Annotated in this window: 12 protein-coding genes and 1 riboswitch; of the genes, 9 read left to right on the plus strand and 3 right to left on the minus strand. The window is 67.3% G+C overall.

Annotated features, from left to right (window positions below):
• Positions 1–123: 123 nt before the first annotated feature.
• A riboswitch (S-adenosyl-L-homocysteine riboswitch) is annotated at positions 124–201 on the plus strand.
• Positions 174–2,990: a methionine synthase gene (gene metH / locus M8A51_RS19155; RefSeq protein WP_368408573.1), complete on the plus strand. Its 2,817-nt coding sequence runs from the start codon at positions 174–176 to the stop codon at positions 2,988–2,990. Its footprint overlaps the riboswitch before it by 28 nt.
• Before the next feature lie 9 nt (positions 2,991–2,999).
• Here metH and M8A51_RS26385 read toward each other — a convergent pair whose 3' ends face one another.
• Positions 3,000–3,623 carry a TetR family transcriptional regulator gene (locus M8A51_RS26385; RefSeq protein WP_280926097.1) on the minus strand — a complete coding sequence of 208 codons (624 nt, stop codon included), beginning with the start codon at positions 3,621–3,623 and terminating at the stop codon, positions 3,000–3,002.
• 142 nt (positions 3,624–3,765) lie between these two features.
• On the opposite strand from M8A51_RS26385, the gene M8A51_RS19170 reads away from it, so the two are divergent.
• From M8A51_RS19170 to M8A51_RS19180, 3 genes are read left to right on the plus strand one after another with little or no spacing between them, the layout of a single operon-like run.
• Positions 3,766–4,974 (plus strand): efflux RND transporter periplasmic adaptor subunit, encoded by a 1,209-nt coding sequence (locus M8A51_RS19170; protein WP_251780134.1) that lies wholly within the window; start codon positions 3,766–3,768, stop codon positions 4,972–4,974.
• A gap of 14 nt (positions 4,975–4,988) precedes the next feature.
• Complete coding sequence (locus M8A51_RS19175) at positions 4,989–8,132, plus strand: efflux RND transporter permease subunit (protein WP_251780135.1); 3,144 nt, start codon at positions 4,989–4,991, stop codon at positions 8,130–8,132.
• A gap of 11 nt (positions 8,133–8,143) precedes the next feature.
• Complete coding sequence (locus tag M8A51_RS19180) at positions 8,144–9,556, plus strand: efflux transporter outer membrane subunit (protein WP_251780136.1); 1,413 nt, start codon at positions 8,144–8,146, stop codon at positions 9,554–9,556.
• Here the strand turns inward: M8A51_RS19180 and M8A51_RS19185 are convergent, their stop codons facing one another.
• Entirely contained in the window at positions 9,557–10,099 is a 543-nt protein-coding gene (locus M8A51_RS19185) for a gamma carbonic anhydrase family protein (protein ID WP_251780137.1), read from the minus strand. It lies immediately after the preceding gene.
• Between the two features lie 127 nt (positions 10,100–10,226).
• On the opposite strand from M8A51_RS19185, the gene M8A51_RS19190 reads away from it, so the two are divergent.
• Positions 10,227–10,877: a LysE family translocator gene (locus M8A51_RS19190; RefSeq protein WP_251780138.1), complete on the plus strand. Its 651-nt coding sequence runs from the start codon at positions 10,227–10,229 to the stop codon at positions 10,875–10,877.
• Between the two features lie 37 nt (positions 10,878–10,914).
• Here M8A51_RS19190 and M8A51_RS19195 read toward each other — a convergent pair whose 3' ends face one another.
• Positions 10,915–12,444, minus strand: coding sequence for a YifB family Mg chelatase-like AAA ATPase (locus M8A51_RS19195; protein WP_251780139.1), 1,530 nt, complete (start codon positions 12,442–12,444; stop codon positions 10,915–10,917).
• Positions 12,445–12,890: 446 nt separating this feature from the next.
• On the opposite strand from M8A51_RS19195, the gene M8A51_RS19200 reads away from it, so the two are divergent.
• From M8A51_RS19200 to M8A51_RS19215, 4 genes are all read left to right on the plus strand, one after another.
• On the plus strand, positions 12,891–13,229 hold the full coding sequence (locus M8A51_RS19200; RefSeq protein WP_251780140.1) for a P-II family nitrogen regulator: 339 nt from the start codon (positions 12,891–12,893) through the stop codon (positions 13,227–13,229).
• A 24-nt stretch (positions 13,230–13,253) separates the two neighbouring features.
• Complete coding sequence (locus M8A51_RS19205; protein WP_251780141.1) at positions 13,254–14,669, plus strand: ammonium transporter; 1,416 nt, start codon at positions 13,254–13,256, stop codon at positions 14,667–14,669.
• Positions 14,670–14,852: 183 nt separating this feature from the next.
• On the plus strand, positions 14,853–16,148 hold the full coding sequence (gene gshA, locus M8A51_RS19210; RefSeq protein WP_251780142.1) for a glutamate--cysteine ligase: 1,296 nt from the start codon (positions 14,853–14,855) through the stop codon (positions 16,146–16,148).
• Between the two features lie 102 nt (positions 16,149–16,250).
• Entirely contained in the window at positions 16,251–18,137 is a 1,887-nt protein-coding gene (locus M8A51_RS19215) for a potassium transporter Kup (protein WP_251780143.1), read from the plus strand.
• Positions 18,138–18,267: the final 130 nt, after the last annotated feature.

Genomic DNA, 18,267 nt, shown 5'->3' on the forward strand with positions numbered 1-18,267 from the left:
ATACGCCTCGATACATTCGTTCTAGGGAGCCGGCCGTGCAAAGTTGTCCCTTCGTCAGGGGACAAGCGCTCCTGCCCGCCTTGGTTGCCGCCTGTCAGAGGGGCTGGCGTAGAATCGCCCCTCCTCCAAGGAGCGTTGCAGCGCGCCGGTTCCACCCGCCGCGTCAGGCTTGGATTCGAACCGCAACGACGCTCACCCGTGCCACGGGTGAGCCGTGGCCGCCATTTGCTGTCGCACAGGCCATGACCGAAACCACCGCTGCTGCCGCTTCCCCCACCGTTCCGCCGATGCGCCTGTCCGGGCTTGAGCCCGTGTCGATCGGCGCAGGCACGCTGTTCGTCAACATCGGCGAGCGTACCAACGTCACCGGCTCCAAGGCCTTCGCGCGCATGATCCTCAACGGTCAGTTCGAGCAAGCGCTGGCGGTCGCGCGCCAGCAGGTCGAGAACGGCGCGCAGGTCATCGACATCAACATGGACGAGGCCATGCTGGACAGCAAGGCCGCGATGGTGCGCTTCCTGCACCTGATCGCTTCGGAGCCCGACATCGCGCGCGTGCCGATCATGATCGACAGTTCGAAGTGGGAAGTGATCGAGGCGGGCCTGAAGTGCATTCAGGGCAAGGGCATCGTCAACTCGATCTCGCTGAAGGAGGGGGTGGAGGCGTTCAAGCACCAGGCCAAGCTGGTGCGCCGCTACGGCGCTGCCGCGGTCGTGATGGCCTTCGACGAAAAGGGCCAGGCCGACACCTACGAGCGCAAGATCGAGATCTGCGAACGCGCCTACCGCATCCTCGTCGACGAGGTCGGCTTCCCGCCCGAGGACATCATCTTCGACCCCAACATCTTCGCGATCGCCACCGGCATCGAGGAGCACGACAACTACGCGGTCGACTTCATCAACGCCACGCGCTGGATCAAGCAGCACCTGCCCGGCGCCAAGGTGTCGGGCGGCGTGTCGAACGTGAGCTTCAGCTTTCGCGGCAACGACCCGGTGCGCGAGGCCATCCACACGGTGTTCCTGTACCACGCGATCCAGGCCGGCATGGACATGGGCATCGTGAACGCCGGCATGGTGGGCGTCTACGACGACCTCGACCCGGAGTTGCGCGAGCGGGTCGAAGACGTCGTGCTGAACCGCCGTCCCGATGCCGGCGAGCGCCTGGTCGAAGTCGCCGAGAACGCAAAGGGCGCCGCCAAGGACGACAGCACCAAGCTTGCGTGGCGCGCCAAGCCCGTCGACGAGCGCCTGACGCACGCCCTGGTGCACGGCATCACCGACTTCATCGTCGAGGACACCGAAGAGGTGTACCGGCGCATCAGTGCGCAGGGTGGGCGCCCGCTGCACGTCATCGAAGGCCCGCTGATGGCCGGCATGAACGTCGTCGGTGACCTGTTCGGCCAGGGCAAGATGTTCCTGCCTCAGGTCGTGAAGAGCGCGCGCGTCATGAAGCAGGCTGTCGCCCACCTGTTGCCCTATATCGAGGCCGAGAAGAAGGCGATGGTGGACGCCGGCGGCGAAGCAAAGCCCAAGGGCAAGATCGTCATCGCGACCGTGAAGGGCGACGTGCACGACATCGGCAAGAACATCGTCACCGTCGTGCTCCAGTGCAACAACTTCGAGGTCGTCAACATGGGCGTGATGGTGCCCTGCCAGGACATCCTCGCGCGTGCCAAGGCCGAGGGCGCCGACATCGTCGGGCTGTCGGGGCTGATCACACCCAGTCTTGAGGAAATGCAGTACGTGGCCGCCGAAATGCAGCGCGACGAGCATTTCCGCGCCAAGCAGATCCCGCTGCTGATCGGCGGTGCGACGACGAGCCGCGTGCACACCGCGGTGAAGATTTCGCCGCACTACGAGGGCCCCGTCGTCTACGTGCCGGACGCGAGCCGCAGCGTCGGCGTGTGCAGCGATCTGCTCAGCGACGACAAGGCGGCGGCCTACATCGCCGATCTGAAAACCGACTACGAGAAGGTGCGGCAGCAACACGCCAACAAGAAAGCCACGCCGCTGGTGAGCCTGGCGCAGGCGCGCGCCAACAAGACGCCGATCGACTGGGCGGCCTACGACGCACCGGCGCCCAAGTTCATCGGCCGGCGCGTGTTCAAGAACTACGACCTGGCCGAGCTGGCGCAGTGCATCGACTGGGGCCCGTTCTTCCAGACCTGGGACCTTGCCGGTTCGTACCCCGGCATCCTCACCGACGAGATCGTCGGCGAATCGGCGCGCCGCGTGCTGAGCGACGGTCAACGCATGCTCAAACGCCTGATCGACGGCCGCTGGCTTACCGCGAACGGGGTGATCGGCCTGTACCCGGCCAACACCGTCAACGATGACGACATCGAGATTTACGCCGACGCGGCGCGCACGCAGGTGTTGATGACGTGGCGCGGCCTGCGCACGCAGACCGAGCGGCCGGTGGTCGATGGCGTGCGTCGGCCCAACCGCTGTCTCGCCGACTTCGTTGCGCCGAAGGACTCAGGCATCGCCGACCACGTCGGGCTCTTCGCGGTGACGGCCGGACTCGGCGTCGACAAAAAAGAGAAGCAGTTCCTCGACGACCTCGACGACTACAGCGCGATCATGCTGAAGGCGCTGGCCGACCGGATGGCTGAGGCGTTTGCCGAGCGCATGCACCAGCGGGTGCGCACCGAACTGTGGGCCTATGCTGCCGACGAGCAGCTGAGCAACGCTGACCTGATCGCCGAGAAGTACCGCGGTATCCGCCCGGCGCCCGGCTACCCCGCCTGCCCGGACCACAGCGTCAAGCGAGAGATGTTCCGTGTGCTCGCCTGCGACGAGATCGGCATGGGCCTCACCGAAAGCCTGGCAATGACGCCCGCGGCCAGCGTCAGCGGCTTCTACATCGCGCACCCGCAAGCTGTGTATTTCAACGTCGGCAAGGTCGGAGCCGACCAGCTCGAGGACTGGGCCCGTCGCACGGGCCAGGCACAGGCCGAGGTGGAGCGCTCGCTGTCGAGTTTGTTGTAGGGCGGGCCGTCAGCCGGCCTGCCGCCGGCTGTCCACGTGCGCCGCGATCAGGGCGTTCAGTTCGCGCCGCGTTTGCAGCGCGGGCACGCCCAGCAGCCGCAGCCGCAGCAGCCCGGTCAGGAACACCAGCGTTTCCATCGCAGCCATCTTCGGCGAGATGCCGGTGCGCAGGTCGCCGTTGCGTTGCGCCGCCTGATAGGTACGCTGCAGTTTGGACAGGCATTCCTCGCTATGCACGACGTAATCAGCGAGATCTTGCTGCATTTCGCCGACGAATTCGCACTTGAAGTTGAGGATTTCCATCGTATGGCGAACACTGGGGTCGTCGCTGACCGAGTCGGAAAACTGCATCAGGAAGTTGCGGATGCGGTCCAGCGGGGCGGTCGCGGGATCTGACAGCAGTGTGTAATCCATGCGATCAGCCAGGGGAACCGTCACTTCCTGGCGCATCGCCTTGAACAATTCCTCCTTGTTGGCGAAGTGCCAGTAGATCGCGCCGCGGGTCAGGCCGGCGGCATGGGCAATCTGTTCCAGACTCGTGTTGCCGACGCCCTGCTCGTGGAACGTCTTGCGAGCGGCCGCGAGGATGCTGCGGCGGGTCTGCTCGGCTTCTTCCTTGGTGCGTCGGACCATGGGCTCGTCTTAATAGGATCTTCAAACATACATACAGGAATGTATGTATGATAGCCCGTACCCCCGTTCGTTCCCCGGTCGTTTCATATTTGTCTACCGTCGTGTGACGGTTTTGTTGTTCCTTTCAGTTCCAGGCACACCCATGGCTCATCCGCAAACTCGTTCCGTGGCTCTCGCGACGCCAAAAGCCTCGTCTGTCGCCGCGCCTCGCCTGCCTTTCGTTCCCGTGCTGGCCGCCGTGCTGGCGCTCGCAGCCTGCAGTCCCGGGCAAGGACCGCAGGCCAATGCGGCCCAAGGCGGCGCGCCGCAGGCCATGCCCGTCAACGTGCGCACGGTGCAACTGCAGACCGTGCCGGTGACGCTGGAAGCCGTCGGTCGCGCCGAAGGCTCGAAGGAGGTCGAAGTGCAGGCGCGCGTGACCGGGCTGATCGAACGTCAGCTCTACCAGGAAGGCGAGCGCGTCAAGGCCGGTGCGCCGCTGTACCGCATCGAGCGTGCGCCGTTCGAGATTGCGCTGCAGCAGGCACGCGCCAACCTGGCGCAGCAGGCCGCGCAGCTCGAGCAGGCCCGGCGCGAAGCGCAGCGGCTGAAACCGCTGGCCGAGCAGCAGGCCGTCAGCCAGCGCGAGGCCGACGACGCTGCATCGGCGCTGCGGCTGGCCGAAGCGGCCGTCGCTCAGGCCCAGGCGCAGGTGCGCGAGGCCGAGCTGAACCTGTCGTACACCGCTGTGCATGCACCCATTTCGGGCATCAGCGGCCGCTCGCAGAAATCCGAAGGCAGCCTGGTGTCCCCCGGCACGAACGGCCTGCTGACCACCGTCACCCAGACCGACCCGATCTGGGTGCGCTTCTCGTTCTCCGAGGGGGAGCTGACCCGCCTGCGGTCGTCGCGCGACGCCAAGGTGCGGCTGCTGGACGCGAACGGCCAGACGCTGATGAACGGCGGGCGGCTCAACTTCGCCGGCTCGACGGTGGACCCGCAACTTGGCACCGTGCAACTGCGCGCCGAGTTCCCGAACGCGCAGCTGACCGTGCTGCCGGGGCAGTTCGTGCGAGCCCAGGTGGTCGCCGGCGAAACCGAGGCCTACACGGTGCCGCAGTCGGCCGTGATGCAGTCCGACCAGGGCAAGTCGGTGTGGACGATCGTCGATGGCAAGGCGACGCCGGTGCCGGTGGAAGTCGGCGGCTGGAGCGGCTCCGACTGGGTCGTACGCCAGGGCCTGAAGCCGGGTGACCAGGTCATCGTCGACAACCTGATGAAGCTGCGTCCCGGTGCACCGGTGACGGCGCAGGCGCCCGCTCCGGCGGCGGCACCCGCCGCACCGGCGCCGGCCTCGGCCGCGTCGCAATAAAAAGGGAGCCGCGCATGTCTTCCCGCTTTTTCATCGAGCGGCCGATCTTCGCCGCCGTCCTGTCCATCATCATCGTGCTGGCAGGCTTGGTGGCGCTGAAGATCCTGCCGATCGCGCAATACCCCGAAATCGCGCCGCCCACGGTGACGATCACCGCCACCTATCCTGGTGCGTCGGCCGAGACACTGTCGAAGACGGTGGCGGCTCCGATCGAGGAGCAGCTGTCCGGCATCGAAAACCTGCTGTACTTCGCGTCGAACTCGTCGTCCAACGGCACGGTGACGATCACCGCCACGTTCGAAGTCGGCACCGACATCGACAAGGCGACGTTCAACGTCAACAACCGGGTGCAGCTTGCGACGCCGCGCCTGCCCGACGAGGTGCGCCGCAACGGCGTGGTGGTGGCCAAGCGCTCCGAGAACTTCCTGCTCGTGATCGCGCTGAATTCGCCGAAGAGCACGTATGACGAGCTGTTCCTGTCGAACTATGCGACGCAGAACATCCTCGACGAACTGAAGCGCATCCAGGGCACCGCCGACGTGCTGGTGTTCGGCGCACGCGATTATTCGATGCGCGTGTGGCTGCAGCCCGACAAGATGGCCCAGCTGGGCGTGACCACGGCCGAGGTCGGCGCGGCGATCAACGCCCAGAACGCGCAGTACGCCGCCGGCAAGATCGGCGCCGAGCCGGCCCCCAAGGGCCAGGAACTGGTCTACACCGTCACGGCGCGCGGCCGCCTGATCGAGCCGGAGCAGTTCGGCGACATCGTGCTGCGTTCGGGCGGCCCGACCGGCGTGCTGAAGCTGAAGGACGTCGCCCGCATCGAGCTCGGCGCGCAGAGCTACGACCAGTCGAGCACCGTCAACGGCCAGCCGGCCATCGCGATCGGCGTGTTCCTGCAGTCGGGCGCCAACGCGCTCGACGTCGGCGATGCCGTCAAGGCCAAGATGGTCGAGCTGAAGAACGAGCGCTTCCCGAAGGACGTCGACTATCTGATCCCGTACGACACCACGCGTTTCGTCTCGGCGTCGATCTCCGAGGTGGTCAAGACCGTGCTCGAGGCTGCCGCCATCGTGCTGCTGGTGGTGTTCGTCTTCCTGCAGACCTGGCGTGCGACGTTGATCCCGATGCTGGCCGTGCCGGTGTCGCTGATCGGCACCTTCGCAGGGCTGTGGCTGTTCGGCTTCTCGATCAACACGCTGACGCTGTTCGCGATGGTGCTGGCGATCGGTATCGTCGTCGACGATGCCATCGTCGTGCTCGAGAACGTCGAGCGCCTGATGCGCGAGGAGAAGATGAGCCCGATGGCCGCGTCGATCGAGGCGATGCGCGAGGTCTCCGGCGCCGTCATCGGCATCGTGCTGGTGCTGTGCGCGGTGTTCATCCCGGTGGCCTTCATGGGCGGCATCGCGGGCCAGTTGTACCGTCAGTTCGCGGTCACGGTGGCGATCGCGGTGGTGCTGTCCGGTGTGGTCGCATTGACGCTGACGCCGGCGCTGTGCGCGCTGCTGCTCAAGCCCCACCACGACGGCGTCACGCGGGGCGAGCGCTTCTTTGCACCGTTCAATCGCGGCTTCAACTGGCTCACGCACCGCTTCCTCGGCGGGGTCAACTTTGCGTTGAAGCGCCGCATTGTCGCGCTGCTCGGTTTCGCGCTGATGGCAGCCGGCGCCGGCTATCTGCTGTGGCAGGTGCCGAGCAGCTTCGTGCCGGAGGAAGACCAGGGCTACATCATCGCCGCCGCGGTGCTGCCTGACGGCGCCACGCTCGAGCGCACAGCCCGTACGACCGAGCAACTGCGGCAGATGAACGCGAGCAACACCGGCATCGACAGCTTCTTCATCATCAACGGCTTCGACCTGATCGGCGGCGGCTCGAAGAGCAACTCGGCCACCATCTTCATTCCGATGAAGGGCTGGGAAGAGCGCCAGCAGACCACCCAGGAGCTGGCCCAGCAGGTCAGCGGCATGGGTTTCGCGCTGAAAGACGGCATCGCCTTCGCGTTCAACCCGCCCGGCATCCAGGGGCTGGGGCAGGCGGGCGGCTTCGAGGTCTACGTCCAGGGGCGCAGCGAGTCCGACCCGCAGCGCCTTGCGCAGGTCACGCAGGACTTCATGAACGCGCTGATGCAGCACCCGGTGCTGGGCCACATGCAGACCTTCTTCAGCCCGACGGTGCCGCAATTGCGCGTCGAGGTCGACCGCGAGAAGGCGCTCGCACTGGGGGTGCCGGTCAACGAGGTGTTCTCGGCGCTGCAGGCGCAGATGGGCTCGCTCTACATCAACGACTTCAACCGCTCGGGCCGCACCTACCGCGTCACCATGCAGGCGGACGCGCCGTTCCGCTCCAAGCCGGAAGACCTGGGTCGCCTGTACGTGCGTTCGCAGACGAGCGGGCAGATGATTCCGTTGAAGGCGCTGATCCGCGTCGACAGCGTGATCGGTGCCGAGCAGATCGAACGCTACAACTCCTACATTGCCGCCAAGGTGATGGGCAATGCCAAGCCGGGCTACAGCTCCGGCGAGGCAATCGCCGCGGTCGAGGAGGTGGCCCGCAAGGTGCTGCCGCCGGGCTACAACTACGAATGGACCGGTCAAGCCTTCCAGGAAAAGCGCACCGGCAGCGCGTCGGTGTTCGCATTCGGCTTCGCGCTGGTGATGGTCTACCTGATCCTGTCGGCGCTGTACGAGCGCTGGGGCGTGCCGTTCGCCGTGGTGCTGGCGGTGCCGTTCGCCCTGACGGGGGCTCTGCTCGCCGTGTGGTTGCGTGGCATGCAGAACGACATCTATTTCCAGATCGGCCTGGTGGTGCTGATCGGCCTGGCGGCGAAGAACGCGATCCTGATCGCGGAGTTCGCGATGCAGGGCATGGAGCAAGGCAAGACGGCGGTGCAGGCCGCGCTCGAGGCCGCGCGCCTGCGCTTCCGCCCGATCGTGATGACGTCGCTCGCCTTCGTGCTGGGGGTCGTGCCGCTGGTGCTCGCCACCGGCGCTGGCGCGGCCGCACGCCAGTCGATGGGGACCGGCGTATTCGGCGGCATGCTGGTCGCCACCTTCGTCGCACCGATCTTCGTGCCGCTGTTCTTCGCGCTGCTGGCGCGCAAGCCGCGGCCGCAACACAGCCACACACCCGGGGCCACCGAAGAGGTGCCGGTATGAGGTTAATTCACATGCGTTCCTTGACCCTTTCCGCGCTCGCTGCGGCGGTGCTGGCCGGCTGTGCCGTCGGGCCCGACTACCACCGCCCCGACGTGATGCTGCCCGAGAAGTACTCGGCTGACGCCGCCGCGGTGCCGGCCGCCGGGGCACCGCAGGAGGTGTCGCCGCGTTGGTGGACGCTGTTCAACGACCCGCAACTCGACACGCTGATGGACGCTGCGTTCGAACGCAACACCGACCTGTTGCAGGCGGTGGCGCGTGTCGAGCAGGCCGAGGCCTTGCTGCGCGAAGCGAGGGCGGTGCAATGGCCGTCGGTCAGCCTGGACGGTAACGCGGCGCGCGGGCGTTCCAGCGAGACGACCGGGACCCCAGGCGGCGGCACCGGCAACAACTTCCGGGCGGCCTTGTCGACTGCCTTCGAGCTCGACTTCTGGGGCCGGCTGCGCCGCGCCTCGGAAGCGGCGCGTGCCGAGGCGCTCGCGACCCGGTATGGGCAGGAAGTGGTGCGGCAGACGGTCGCGGGCCTGGTGGCCCAAAGCTATTTCAACCTGCGCGCGCTCGACGAGCAGGTCCTGTTGACCCGCGAAACCTTGAAGACCCGCGAGGAGGGCGTGCGCATCCTGCGCATCCGCCTGCAAGGCGGTACCAGTGCGCGCATCGACCTCGATCAGGCCGAGGCACTGCGTGCCGAAGCCGCGCTGCAACTGCAGGAGCTGCAGCGCCAGCGCGCGCTGGCGCAGTCGCAGCTCGGGCTGCTGACCGGCCAGGCCGGCATCGATCTCGAACAGGGTTCGTTGCGTGGGCTGCCGTTGCCGCCTGCTCCGCCTGCCGGCCTGCCGTCCGCGCTGCTCGAGCGACGCCCCGACGTGCGCCAGGCCGAGCAATTGCTGGTTTCCGCCAACGCGCGGATCGGCGTGGCGAAGGCAGCGATGTTCCCGACGCTGTCGTTGACCGGCCTGGCCGGCGGCGAAAGCGCCGAGCTGTCCGACGTGCTGAAAAGCGGCTCGCGGATCTGGTCGGTCGGTTTCGGCCTGACGCTGCCGATCTTCGATGCCGGCCGCCGCATCGCCCAGACCGACCAGGCCGAGGCGCGCCAGCGCGAGGTGCTCGCGGCCTACCAGGGGTCGGTGCAGTCGGCCTTCAAGGACGTGGCCGATGCGCTGGTCAATCTGCGCGCCGCCCGCGAATCTCAGGTGGACGTCGAGGCCAGCGAGCAGGCCTACCTCAACGCACTGAAGACCGCGCAGCAGCGCTACGACGCCGGTTACTCGGCCTACCTGGAACTGCTCGACGCGCAACGTTCGGCCAATGCCGCACGGCTGCGCACCGTGACCAACCGGCAGGCGCAGCTGGCGGCGACCGTCGACCTGTTCAAGGCCCTGGGGGGCGGCTGGGACGCGCCGTCGGTGGCGCAGGCACGCTGATCAGTCTCGCTGCGGCGGCAGCAGGTAGTTGTTCTTGACCCGCACGTAGTGCTCGGCCGAATAGCGCAGGTGTTCCAGTTCGGCGGCCGTGAGCCGCCGCACCGGCTGCGCCGGCCGGCCCACGTAGAGCCAGCCGCCGTCGAGCCGCTTGCCCGGCGGCACCAGGCTGCCGGCACCGAGCATCACGCGGTCCTCGATCACCACGTCGTCCATCACGATGCAGCCCATGCCGATCAGGCACTCGTTGCCGATCTTGCAGCCGTGCAGGATCACGGCGTGGGCGATCGTCACCCGGTCGCCGATGATCAAGGGCGAGCCCTCAGGCTTGGCCGGCGTCTTGTGCGAGACGTGGCACATCGCCAGGTCCTGGATGTTCGTCATGCTGCCGATGCGGATGCGGTTGACGTCGCCGCGGAGTACGGCGTTGCACCAGACCGAACAGTCGTCGCCGAGCGTCACGTCGCCGATCACCTGGGCCGAATCGTGCAGGTAAACCCCGGCACCGAGTACCGGTTGTGTGTCGAGGTAGCGGGTGATCGGCATGGCGTGCGGCGGGGAAGGCGGACGGGGGGCATTGTCGCCGGCTTGGCACCCGGGGCCCGGCGCGGCACACTGCGGCGCAGGGCGAGCGTCGCGCTCGCATCATCAGCCTGTTGTCGTGGAGACTTTCATGATCGATGTCCTGCCTCCCTGGCCTCTGCTCGGCGCCTTCCTGCTGGCCAGCCTGCTGCTGGCGGTCACGCCCGGGCCGGCGGTCGTTTACCTGCTGACCCGCACGCTGGCCCAGGGGCGGCGTGCCGGGCTGGCGTCGGTGGTCGGGGTGGCGCTGGGCAACCTCGGCAACGCGGTCGGTGCGGCGATCGGCCTGGCGGCGCTGTTCGCGGTGTCGTCGCTGGCCTTCACGGTGGTGAAGTACGCCGGTGCCGCTTACCTGGTCTATCTGGGCGTGCAGGCGCTGCGCAGTGCCCAGGCGGTGCCGCAGCAGCAGGCGCAGACGCCGCCGGCGACGATGAAGACGGTCTTTCGGGATGGCTTTCTGGTGGCCCTGCTGAACCCGAAGACCGCGCTCTTTTTCGCGGCCTTTCTGCCGCAGTTCACCAGTGCCGCGCACTCGCCGCTGTTGCAGAGCGCGACGCTCGGCGCGGTGTTCGTCGCGGTGGCGGCGACCACCGACGTCTTCTACGTGTTGATGGCCAGCCTGGTCGCCGGCAGGGTGCGGCGGATGGGGCGGGCGCGCCTGTGGGGCCGCTACGCGACCGCCGGCGCCTTCATCGGGCTGGGCGCCTACACGGCACTTTCCGGGTCGCGCGGCAAGGCCTGAGCCCGGGAGGGGCGACCGCCCCGGGGCGCGGCGGACGTCAGGCGCTTTGCAATGCGCGGCGCAACTGGATCGCTTCGGCAATGTGGGGGGGCGAGATCGCCTCGGAGCCTGCCAGGTCGGCCACCGTGCGGGCCACCTTCAGCACGCGGTGGAAGCTGCGCGCCGACCAGCCGAGACGCGAGGCGGCGTTCTGCAGGAAGCTCGATCCCTCGCGGTTCATTTCGCAATAGGCGTCGATCGCCGGCCCCGCCAACTGCGCGTTGCTGCACCCTTGGCGGCTTCGCTGGCGAACCAGCGCCTGCCCCACCCGCTCGGCCACCCGTGCGCTGGGCTCGCCGTCCGGCGCGGCCATCAGTTCTTCGGGTGGCACGGCAGTGACTTCGACCTGCAGGTCGATGCGATCGAGCAGCGGACCGCTCAGTCGGGCCTGATATCGGGCCACCGTGTCCGGCCCGCAGCGGCAGGCGCGCAGCCGCGAGCCCAGGTAGCCGCAGGGGCAGGGGTTCATCGCGGCAATGAGCTGGAACCGCGCCGGAAACTCGGATTGGCGCGCGGCACGCGAGATCGTGATGTGGCCGGTCTCCAGCGGCTCGCGCAGCGCCTCCAGCGCGGTCCGGGCGAACTCCGGCAACTCGTCGAGAAACAGCACGCCGTGGTGTGCGAGCGAGATTTCGCCTGGACGGGGAGGGGACCCTCCACCGACCAATGCCACCGACGAAGCGGTGTGGTGCGGGGCGCGGTACACGCGCTGCCGCCAGCGCTCGGGCGCGAACCCGCCGGTCAGGCTGAGTACCGCCGCAGACTCGAGCGCCGCTTCCGTATCCAGCAGCGGCAACAACCCGGCAAAGCGCTGGGCCAGCATCGACTTGCCGGTGCCGGGCGGGCCGACCATCAGCAGGCTGTGCCCCCCGGCGGCCGCGATCTCGAGCGCGCGTTTCGCCCCCGACTGGCCCTTCACGTCGCGCAGGTCGGGATGCTGCCCGACCGGTTCCGGTTCGGGCGTCTCGAGGCGCACCCAGCCGGGCTCCGGCGGCGCGGCGTCTTCGGTGAGCGGCAGCAGGGCCTGCACCACGTCGAGCAGATGCCGGGCGCCGTAGACGTCGGCATGCTGCACCAGCGAGGCTTCGCGCGCGCTGTCCATCGGCAGCACCATCGCCCGATGCCCGCCCTGGCGATGCAGCGCCAGGCTCATCGCCAGGGCGCCGCGCACGGGGCGCAGGTCGCCAGCCAGCGACAGCTCGCCGGCGAATTCGTAAGGCGCCAGCCGGTCGGCATCGAGCTGTCCGCTGGCCGCCAGGATGCCCAGCGCGATCGGCAGATCGAATCGGCCCGATTCCTTGGGCAGGTCGGCCGGCGCCAGATTGACGGTGATGCGCTTGTTGTGCGGGAACTCCAGCCCGCTGTTCAGCAGCGCTGCGCGCACGCGCTCGCGCGCCTCCTTCACTTCGGTGTCGGCCAGGCCCACCAGCGTGAAGCTGGGCAGGCCGTTGGCAAGATGGACTTCGACGGTGACTTCTGGGGCTTGCAGACCGGCGAGCGCGCGGCTGCAGATGACGGCGAGCGACATGGACGAGAACCTCTCCCTGCGGGTTTTGCTTTGATGTCCCGCCTGCAGCGGGTGTCCGCATTCTCGCGGCACGCACCGTAACAGGGTGTGAAGCCCGCGCGTCGGGACCAGGGGAATGCACCTTGCTGGTGCCGCGGCAGCGGGTGCACATTGTCGGTGCACGAAACTCCGGGCCGGCCCGCATGATCGCGCCTTGTTGGGGCGGGTGCACCGTCGATGGTCGTGGCATGGATCGTGCAGACCGACTCCCCGAACGTCGCGCCCCTGCTCAACGCCTCCACGGAGAACCGCATGCTTGAGAAACCGCTGCCTGCTGCTGCCCCCGGTGGCGTCCCCGGCCTGCCGGAGGACGACGAGACCCGTTTCAACCTGACCATCACCAAGGCGATGTGACGTGCAGGGGCGGCCCTGCACCTCTACGCAGCCTCAACACAAGGAGCAACCTCATGAAGATGGTGACCGCCATCGTCAAGCCCTTCAAGCTTGACGAAGTGCGTGAGGCCCTGAGCAATATCGGCGTTCAGGGCATCACGGTGACCGAAGTCAAAGGCTTCGGTCGTCAGAAGGGCCACACCGAGCTGTACCGCGGCGCGGAGTACGTGGTCGACTTTCTGCCCAAGGTGAAGATCGAGGCGGCGGTCGACGACGCCATCGTCGATCGCGTGATCGAGGCGGTGGAGAGCGCTGCTCGCACCGGCAAGATCGGCGACGGCAAGATCTTCGTGTCGGCACTCGAGCAGGTGGTTCGCATCCGCACGGGCGAGACGGGCAAGGACGCTCTTTGAACGAGAAGACATAGAGAGACAACCATGAAGAAACTGCTTGCAATCCTGGCGCTCGGCGCGGCGGCCCTCGGCTTCGCCGACCTCGCCCTGGCACAAGACGCTGCGTCGGCGCCGGCCGCAATGGAAGCGGCGCCTGCAGCGGCCCCTGCCGAGGCGCCCGCGGCGGCTGCCGAAGCCGCCCCCGCTGCTGACGCCGCGCCGCCGGCGCCTACCGTCGACAAGGGCGACGTCGCCTGGATGATGGTCTCGACGCTGCTCGTGATCATGATGACCATTCCCGGCCTGGCGCTGTTCTACGGCGGCCTCGTGCGCGCCAAGAACATGCTGTCGGTGCTGATGCAGGTGTTCGTCGTCTTCTCGCTGATCGTCGTGCTGTGGGCCATCTACGGCTACAGCCTGGCCTTCGGCGGCGGCGGCGCGTTCATCGGCACGCTCGACAAGGTCTTCCTGTCGGGCATCACGACCGAGTCGCTGGCCGACACCTTCTCCGAAGGCGTGAAGATTCCCGAGCTGGTGTTCGTCGCGTTCCAGTCGACCTTCGCGGCCATCACCTGTGCGCTGATCGTCGGCGCCTTCGCCGAGCGCATCAAGTTCTCGGCGGTGCTGCTGTTCTCGGTGCTGTGGTTCACCTTCAGCTACATCCCGGTCGCCCACATGGTGTGGTTCGGCGAGGGCCTGCTGTTTAAGGACGGCGCAATCGACTTCGCCGGCGGCACGGTGGTGCACATCAACGCCGGTATCGCCGGACTGGTGGGTGCCTACCTGGTGGGCAAGCGCGTGGGCTACGGCAAGGAAGCGATGCCCCCGCACTCGCTGACGCTGACGATGGTGGGCGCCTCGATGCTGTGGGTCGGCTGGTTCGGCTTCAACGCCGGCTCCAACCTGGAGTCGAACGCCGGCGCCGCGCTCGCGATGGTCAACACGCTGCTGGCCACCGCGGCTGCCACGCTGTCGTGGATTGCCGGCGAAGCGCTCGCCAAGGGCAAGGCCTCGATGCTGGGTGCGGCTTCCGGCGCCGTCGCCGGCCTGGTCGCCATCACTCCGGCCTGCGGCACCGTCGGCCCGATGGGCGCCATCGTGCTGGGCCTGCTGGCCGGCCTGGTCTGCCTGTGGGGCGTCAACGGCCTGAAGCGCATGCTGGGCGCCGACGATGCACTCGACGTGTTCGGTGTGCACGGCGTGGGCGGCATCCTGGGTGCCATCCTGACCGGCGTGTTCACGTCGCCCAGCCTGGGCGGCACCGGCGCCGAAGACTTCTCGATCGCCAGCCAGGTGCTGATCCAGACCAAGGGCGTGCTGATCACCATCGTCTGGTCGGCCGTCGTCTCGCTGATCGCCTACAAGATCGTCGACATGGTCATTGGCCTGCGAGTGCCAGAAGAAGCGGAGCGCGAGGGCCTGGACATCACGTCGCACGGCGAGACCGCCTACAGCAAGTAAGGACCTGCATCGCAGGAAACCGCGCTCCCGCCAGGGAGCTGCACGAAAAAGGGCCTCCTGTGCAGGAGGCCCTTTTCATTCGTTCGCCCGTCCCGGCTGCCCTTGCGCAAAGCGCTGGAACCCCCATTTGCCTAGAATCGTTCGCCCGACCCTCCCAAAACGCCCCACCCGAGGCCCGACTCCATGGTTCCCCACCTCATCACGGCGCTGACCGGCCCGATCAACGAACTCGAGCAACGCATCCTGGAGTCCATGCCCGCCATTGAGCGCTGGTTCCGGCTGGAGTGGATGGAGCACACGCCCCCGTTCTACAGCTCGGTCGACGTGCGCAACGCCGGCTTCAAGCTGGCGCCGGTCGACACCAACCTGTTCCCGGGCGGCTTCAACAACCTGACCGAGGAAATGCTGCCGCTGGCGGTGCAGGCGGCCATGGCGGCGATCGAGAAGATCTGCCCCGAGGCGAAGAACCTGCTGCTGATCCCCGAGAAGCACACCCGCAACACGTTCTACCTGATGAACGTGCAGCGGCTGGTCCAGATCTTCCACCAGGCCGGCCTGAACGTGCGGCTGGGCACGCTGGACGACACGATCCAGGAGCCGACCACGCTGAACCTGCCCGACGGCAGCACGCTCGCGGTGGAACCGTTGCTGCGCACCAAGCGCCGGCTGGGGTTGAAGGACTTCGACCCCTGCACCATCCTGCTCAACAACGACCTCTCGGCCGGCCTGCCCCAGGTGCTCGAGGGCCTGCACGAGCAGTACCTGCTGCCGCCGCTGCACGCCGGCTGGGCGGTGCGACGCAAGTCCAACCACTTCCAGGCCTATGAAGAGGTCGCGAAGAAGTTCGCCAAGCTGCTCGGCATGGACCCGTGGCTGATCAACCCGATGTTCGCCAAGTGCGGCCAGGTCAACTTCGCCGAAGGCGCCGGCATCGACTGCCTGCAGAGCAATGCCGACGCGCTGCTCAGCAAGATCCGCCGCAAGTACAAGGAATACGGCATCCAGGAAAAGCCGTTCGTGATCGTGAAAGCCGATGCCGGCACGTACGGCATGGGCATCATGACGGTGCGCGATGCGAAAGACCTGACCGAGCTGAACCGCAAGACGCGCAACAAGATGAGCGTCATCAAGGACGGCCAGGAGGTGACCGAGGTCATCATCCAGGAGGGCGTGCCGACCTACGAGCGCGTCAACGACGGCGTGGCCGAGCCGGTGGTCTACATGATCGACCGCTACGTGGTGGGCGGTTTCTACCGGGTGCACGCCGAGCGCGGCATCGACGAGAACCTGAACGCCCCGGGGGCGAGCTTCGTGCCGCTGGCCTTTGCCGAGTCCAACCACCTGCCCAAGCCCGGCGCCAAGCCGGGCGCCAGCGCGCCGAACCGCTTCTACATGTACGGCGTGATCGCGCGGCTGGCCATGCTGGCTGGCAGCTACGAACTCGAAGCCACCGACCCGGACGCCGAGACCTACGACTGAACGGCACGGTCCTGTCGCCGTTGCTGCGCTGCAACATGGATTGGGCGATGCCGGCGCAGGCGGGGGCACAATGACGAGCTTCCGCATTCTGCCGACGCCTTCGTGCCCACCCCTTCCCAAGCAGCGCCGACCGGCTCCAAGCTCGCTGCCCTGACGCTCGGCGCCATCGGCGTCGTCTATGGCGACATCGGCACCAGCCCGCTGTACGCTTTCAAGGAAGTCTTCATCCACGGGCACATTCCCGTCACCGCGGAGAACATCCTCGGCATCCTGTCGATGATGTTCTGGACGTTGGTGCTGATCGTCGCGGTCAAGTACGTCGGGCTGATCCTGCGCGCCGACAACAACGGCGAGGGCGGCCTGGTGGCGATGCTGGCCCTCGCTTCGGTGGCCGTGAAGGACCGCCCGGTGCTGCGTCGTCGACTGCTGGTGCTCGGCATCTTCGGCACGGCCATCTTCTTCGGCGACGGTGTCATCACGCCATCGATCTCGGTGCTGTCGGCGGTCGAAGGCCTGGAAGTCGCCACGCCTGCGCTGCAGCCCTACGTGGTGCCGGTCACGCTGGTCGTGCTGACGCTGCTGTTCGCCGCCCAGCGTCACGGCACCGGGCAGATGGGAAAGTGGTTCGGGCCGATCACGGTCGGGTGGTTCGCCACGCTGGCCGTGCTGGGCCTGTCGCACCTTGTCGGCAACCCGACCGTGCTGCTGGCCATGAACCCGTTGTATGCCTTGATCTTCATCGCCCAGCACCCGGGCATCGCCTTCGTCTCGCTGGGCGCCATCGTGCTGTGCGTGACCGGCGCCGAGGCCTTGTACGCCGACATGGGCCACTTCGGCCGCCGTCCGATCCGGCTCGCATGGTTCGGCCTCGCGATGCCGGCGCTGGTGTTGAACTATTTCGGTCAGGGCGCGATGCTGCTGGCCCACCCCGAGAACGTCAACAACCCGTTCTACGAGATGGCGCCGAAGTGGGCGCTGTACCCGCTCGTGGCCATGGCCACCTGCGCCACCGTGATCGCCTCGCAGGCCCTGATCTCGGCCGCTTTCTCGGTCACGAAGCAGGTGATCCAGCTCGGCTACCTGCCGCGGCTGCGCTGGACGCACACTTCCGTGCGCGAGACCGGGCAGATCTACGTCCCCTTCGTCAACTGGACGCTGTACGCCTGCATCTTCGCCGCGGTACTCGCCTTCGGCTCCAGCAGTGCGCTCGCGTCGGCTTACGGCATCGCGGTGACGATCGACATGCTGATCACGACGACGATGACGTTCTTCGTGATCCGCTACGCCTGGCACTACCCGTGGACGCTGTGCGTCGCGGTCACCGGCTTCTTCTTCGTGATCGATGCGCTGTTCTTTGCGGCCAACGCGATCAAGGTGTTCGACGGCGGCTGGTTCCCGCTGCTGATCGGCGCGGTGATGTTCATGCTGATGATGACCTGGAAGCAGGGGCGGCACCTGCTCGGCGAGCGCTTGCGCGAGGAGTCGATCGACCTGAAGAGTTTTCTCGAAGCCGTGTTCGTCAGCCCGCCGGTCCGGGTGGCCGGCTCCGCCGTGTTCCTCAACGCCGAGACCGGCAGCACGCCGAACGCGCTGATGCACAACCTCAAGCACAACCGGGTGCTGCACGACACCAACCTGTTCGTCAGCGTGCGCCACCACGAGGTGCCGTGGATCGGCTTCGACAAGCGCATCGAGGTCGAGCCGCTGGGCCACGATTGCTGGCAGGTGGTGCTGCATTTCGGCTTCAAGAACGACCCCGACGTGCCCGAAGCGCTCAAGCTGCTGCGCGGTCGCGGCGTGCAGCTGGACGACATGGAGACCTCGTACTTCCTGTCGCGCGAGATCGTCATTCCGTCGATGACCAAGGGCCTGGGTGCCTGGCGCGCCAAGCTGTTCGCGGGGATGCACCGCAACGCGGCGGCGGCCGCCGATTTCCTCAACCTGCCCGCCAACCGGGTGGTCGAACTGGGGTCCAAGATCCAGCTCTAACTGGACCACCCCTACGCGCTTCGCGCGCCCCTCAAGGGGCGATGCTGGCGGACCGGCGGAGCCGGATCCGCGGCATCACTCGAAAGGAGAGGCGCTGCGTGCGGGAAGGGGTGCGCTTAAGCTTGCGGCT

This window comes from Caldimonas mangrovi (assembly GCF_023721835.1).
Lineage (GTDB): Bacteria > Pseudomonadota > Gammaproteobacteria > Burkholderiales > Burkholderiaceae_C > Caldimonas > Caldimonas mangrovi.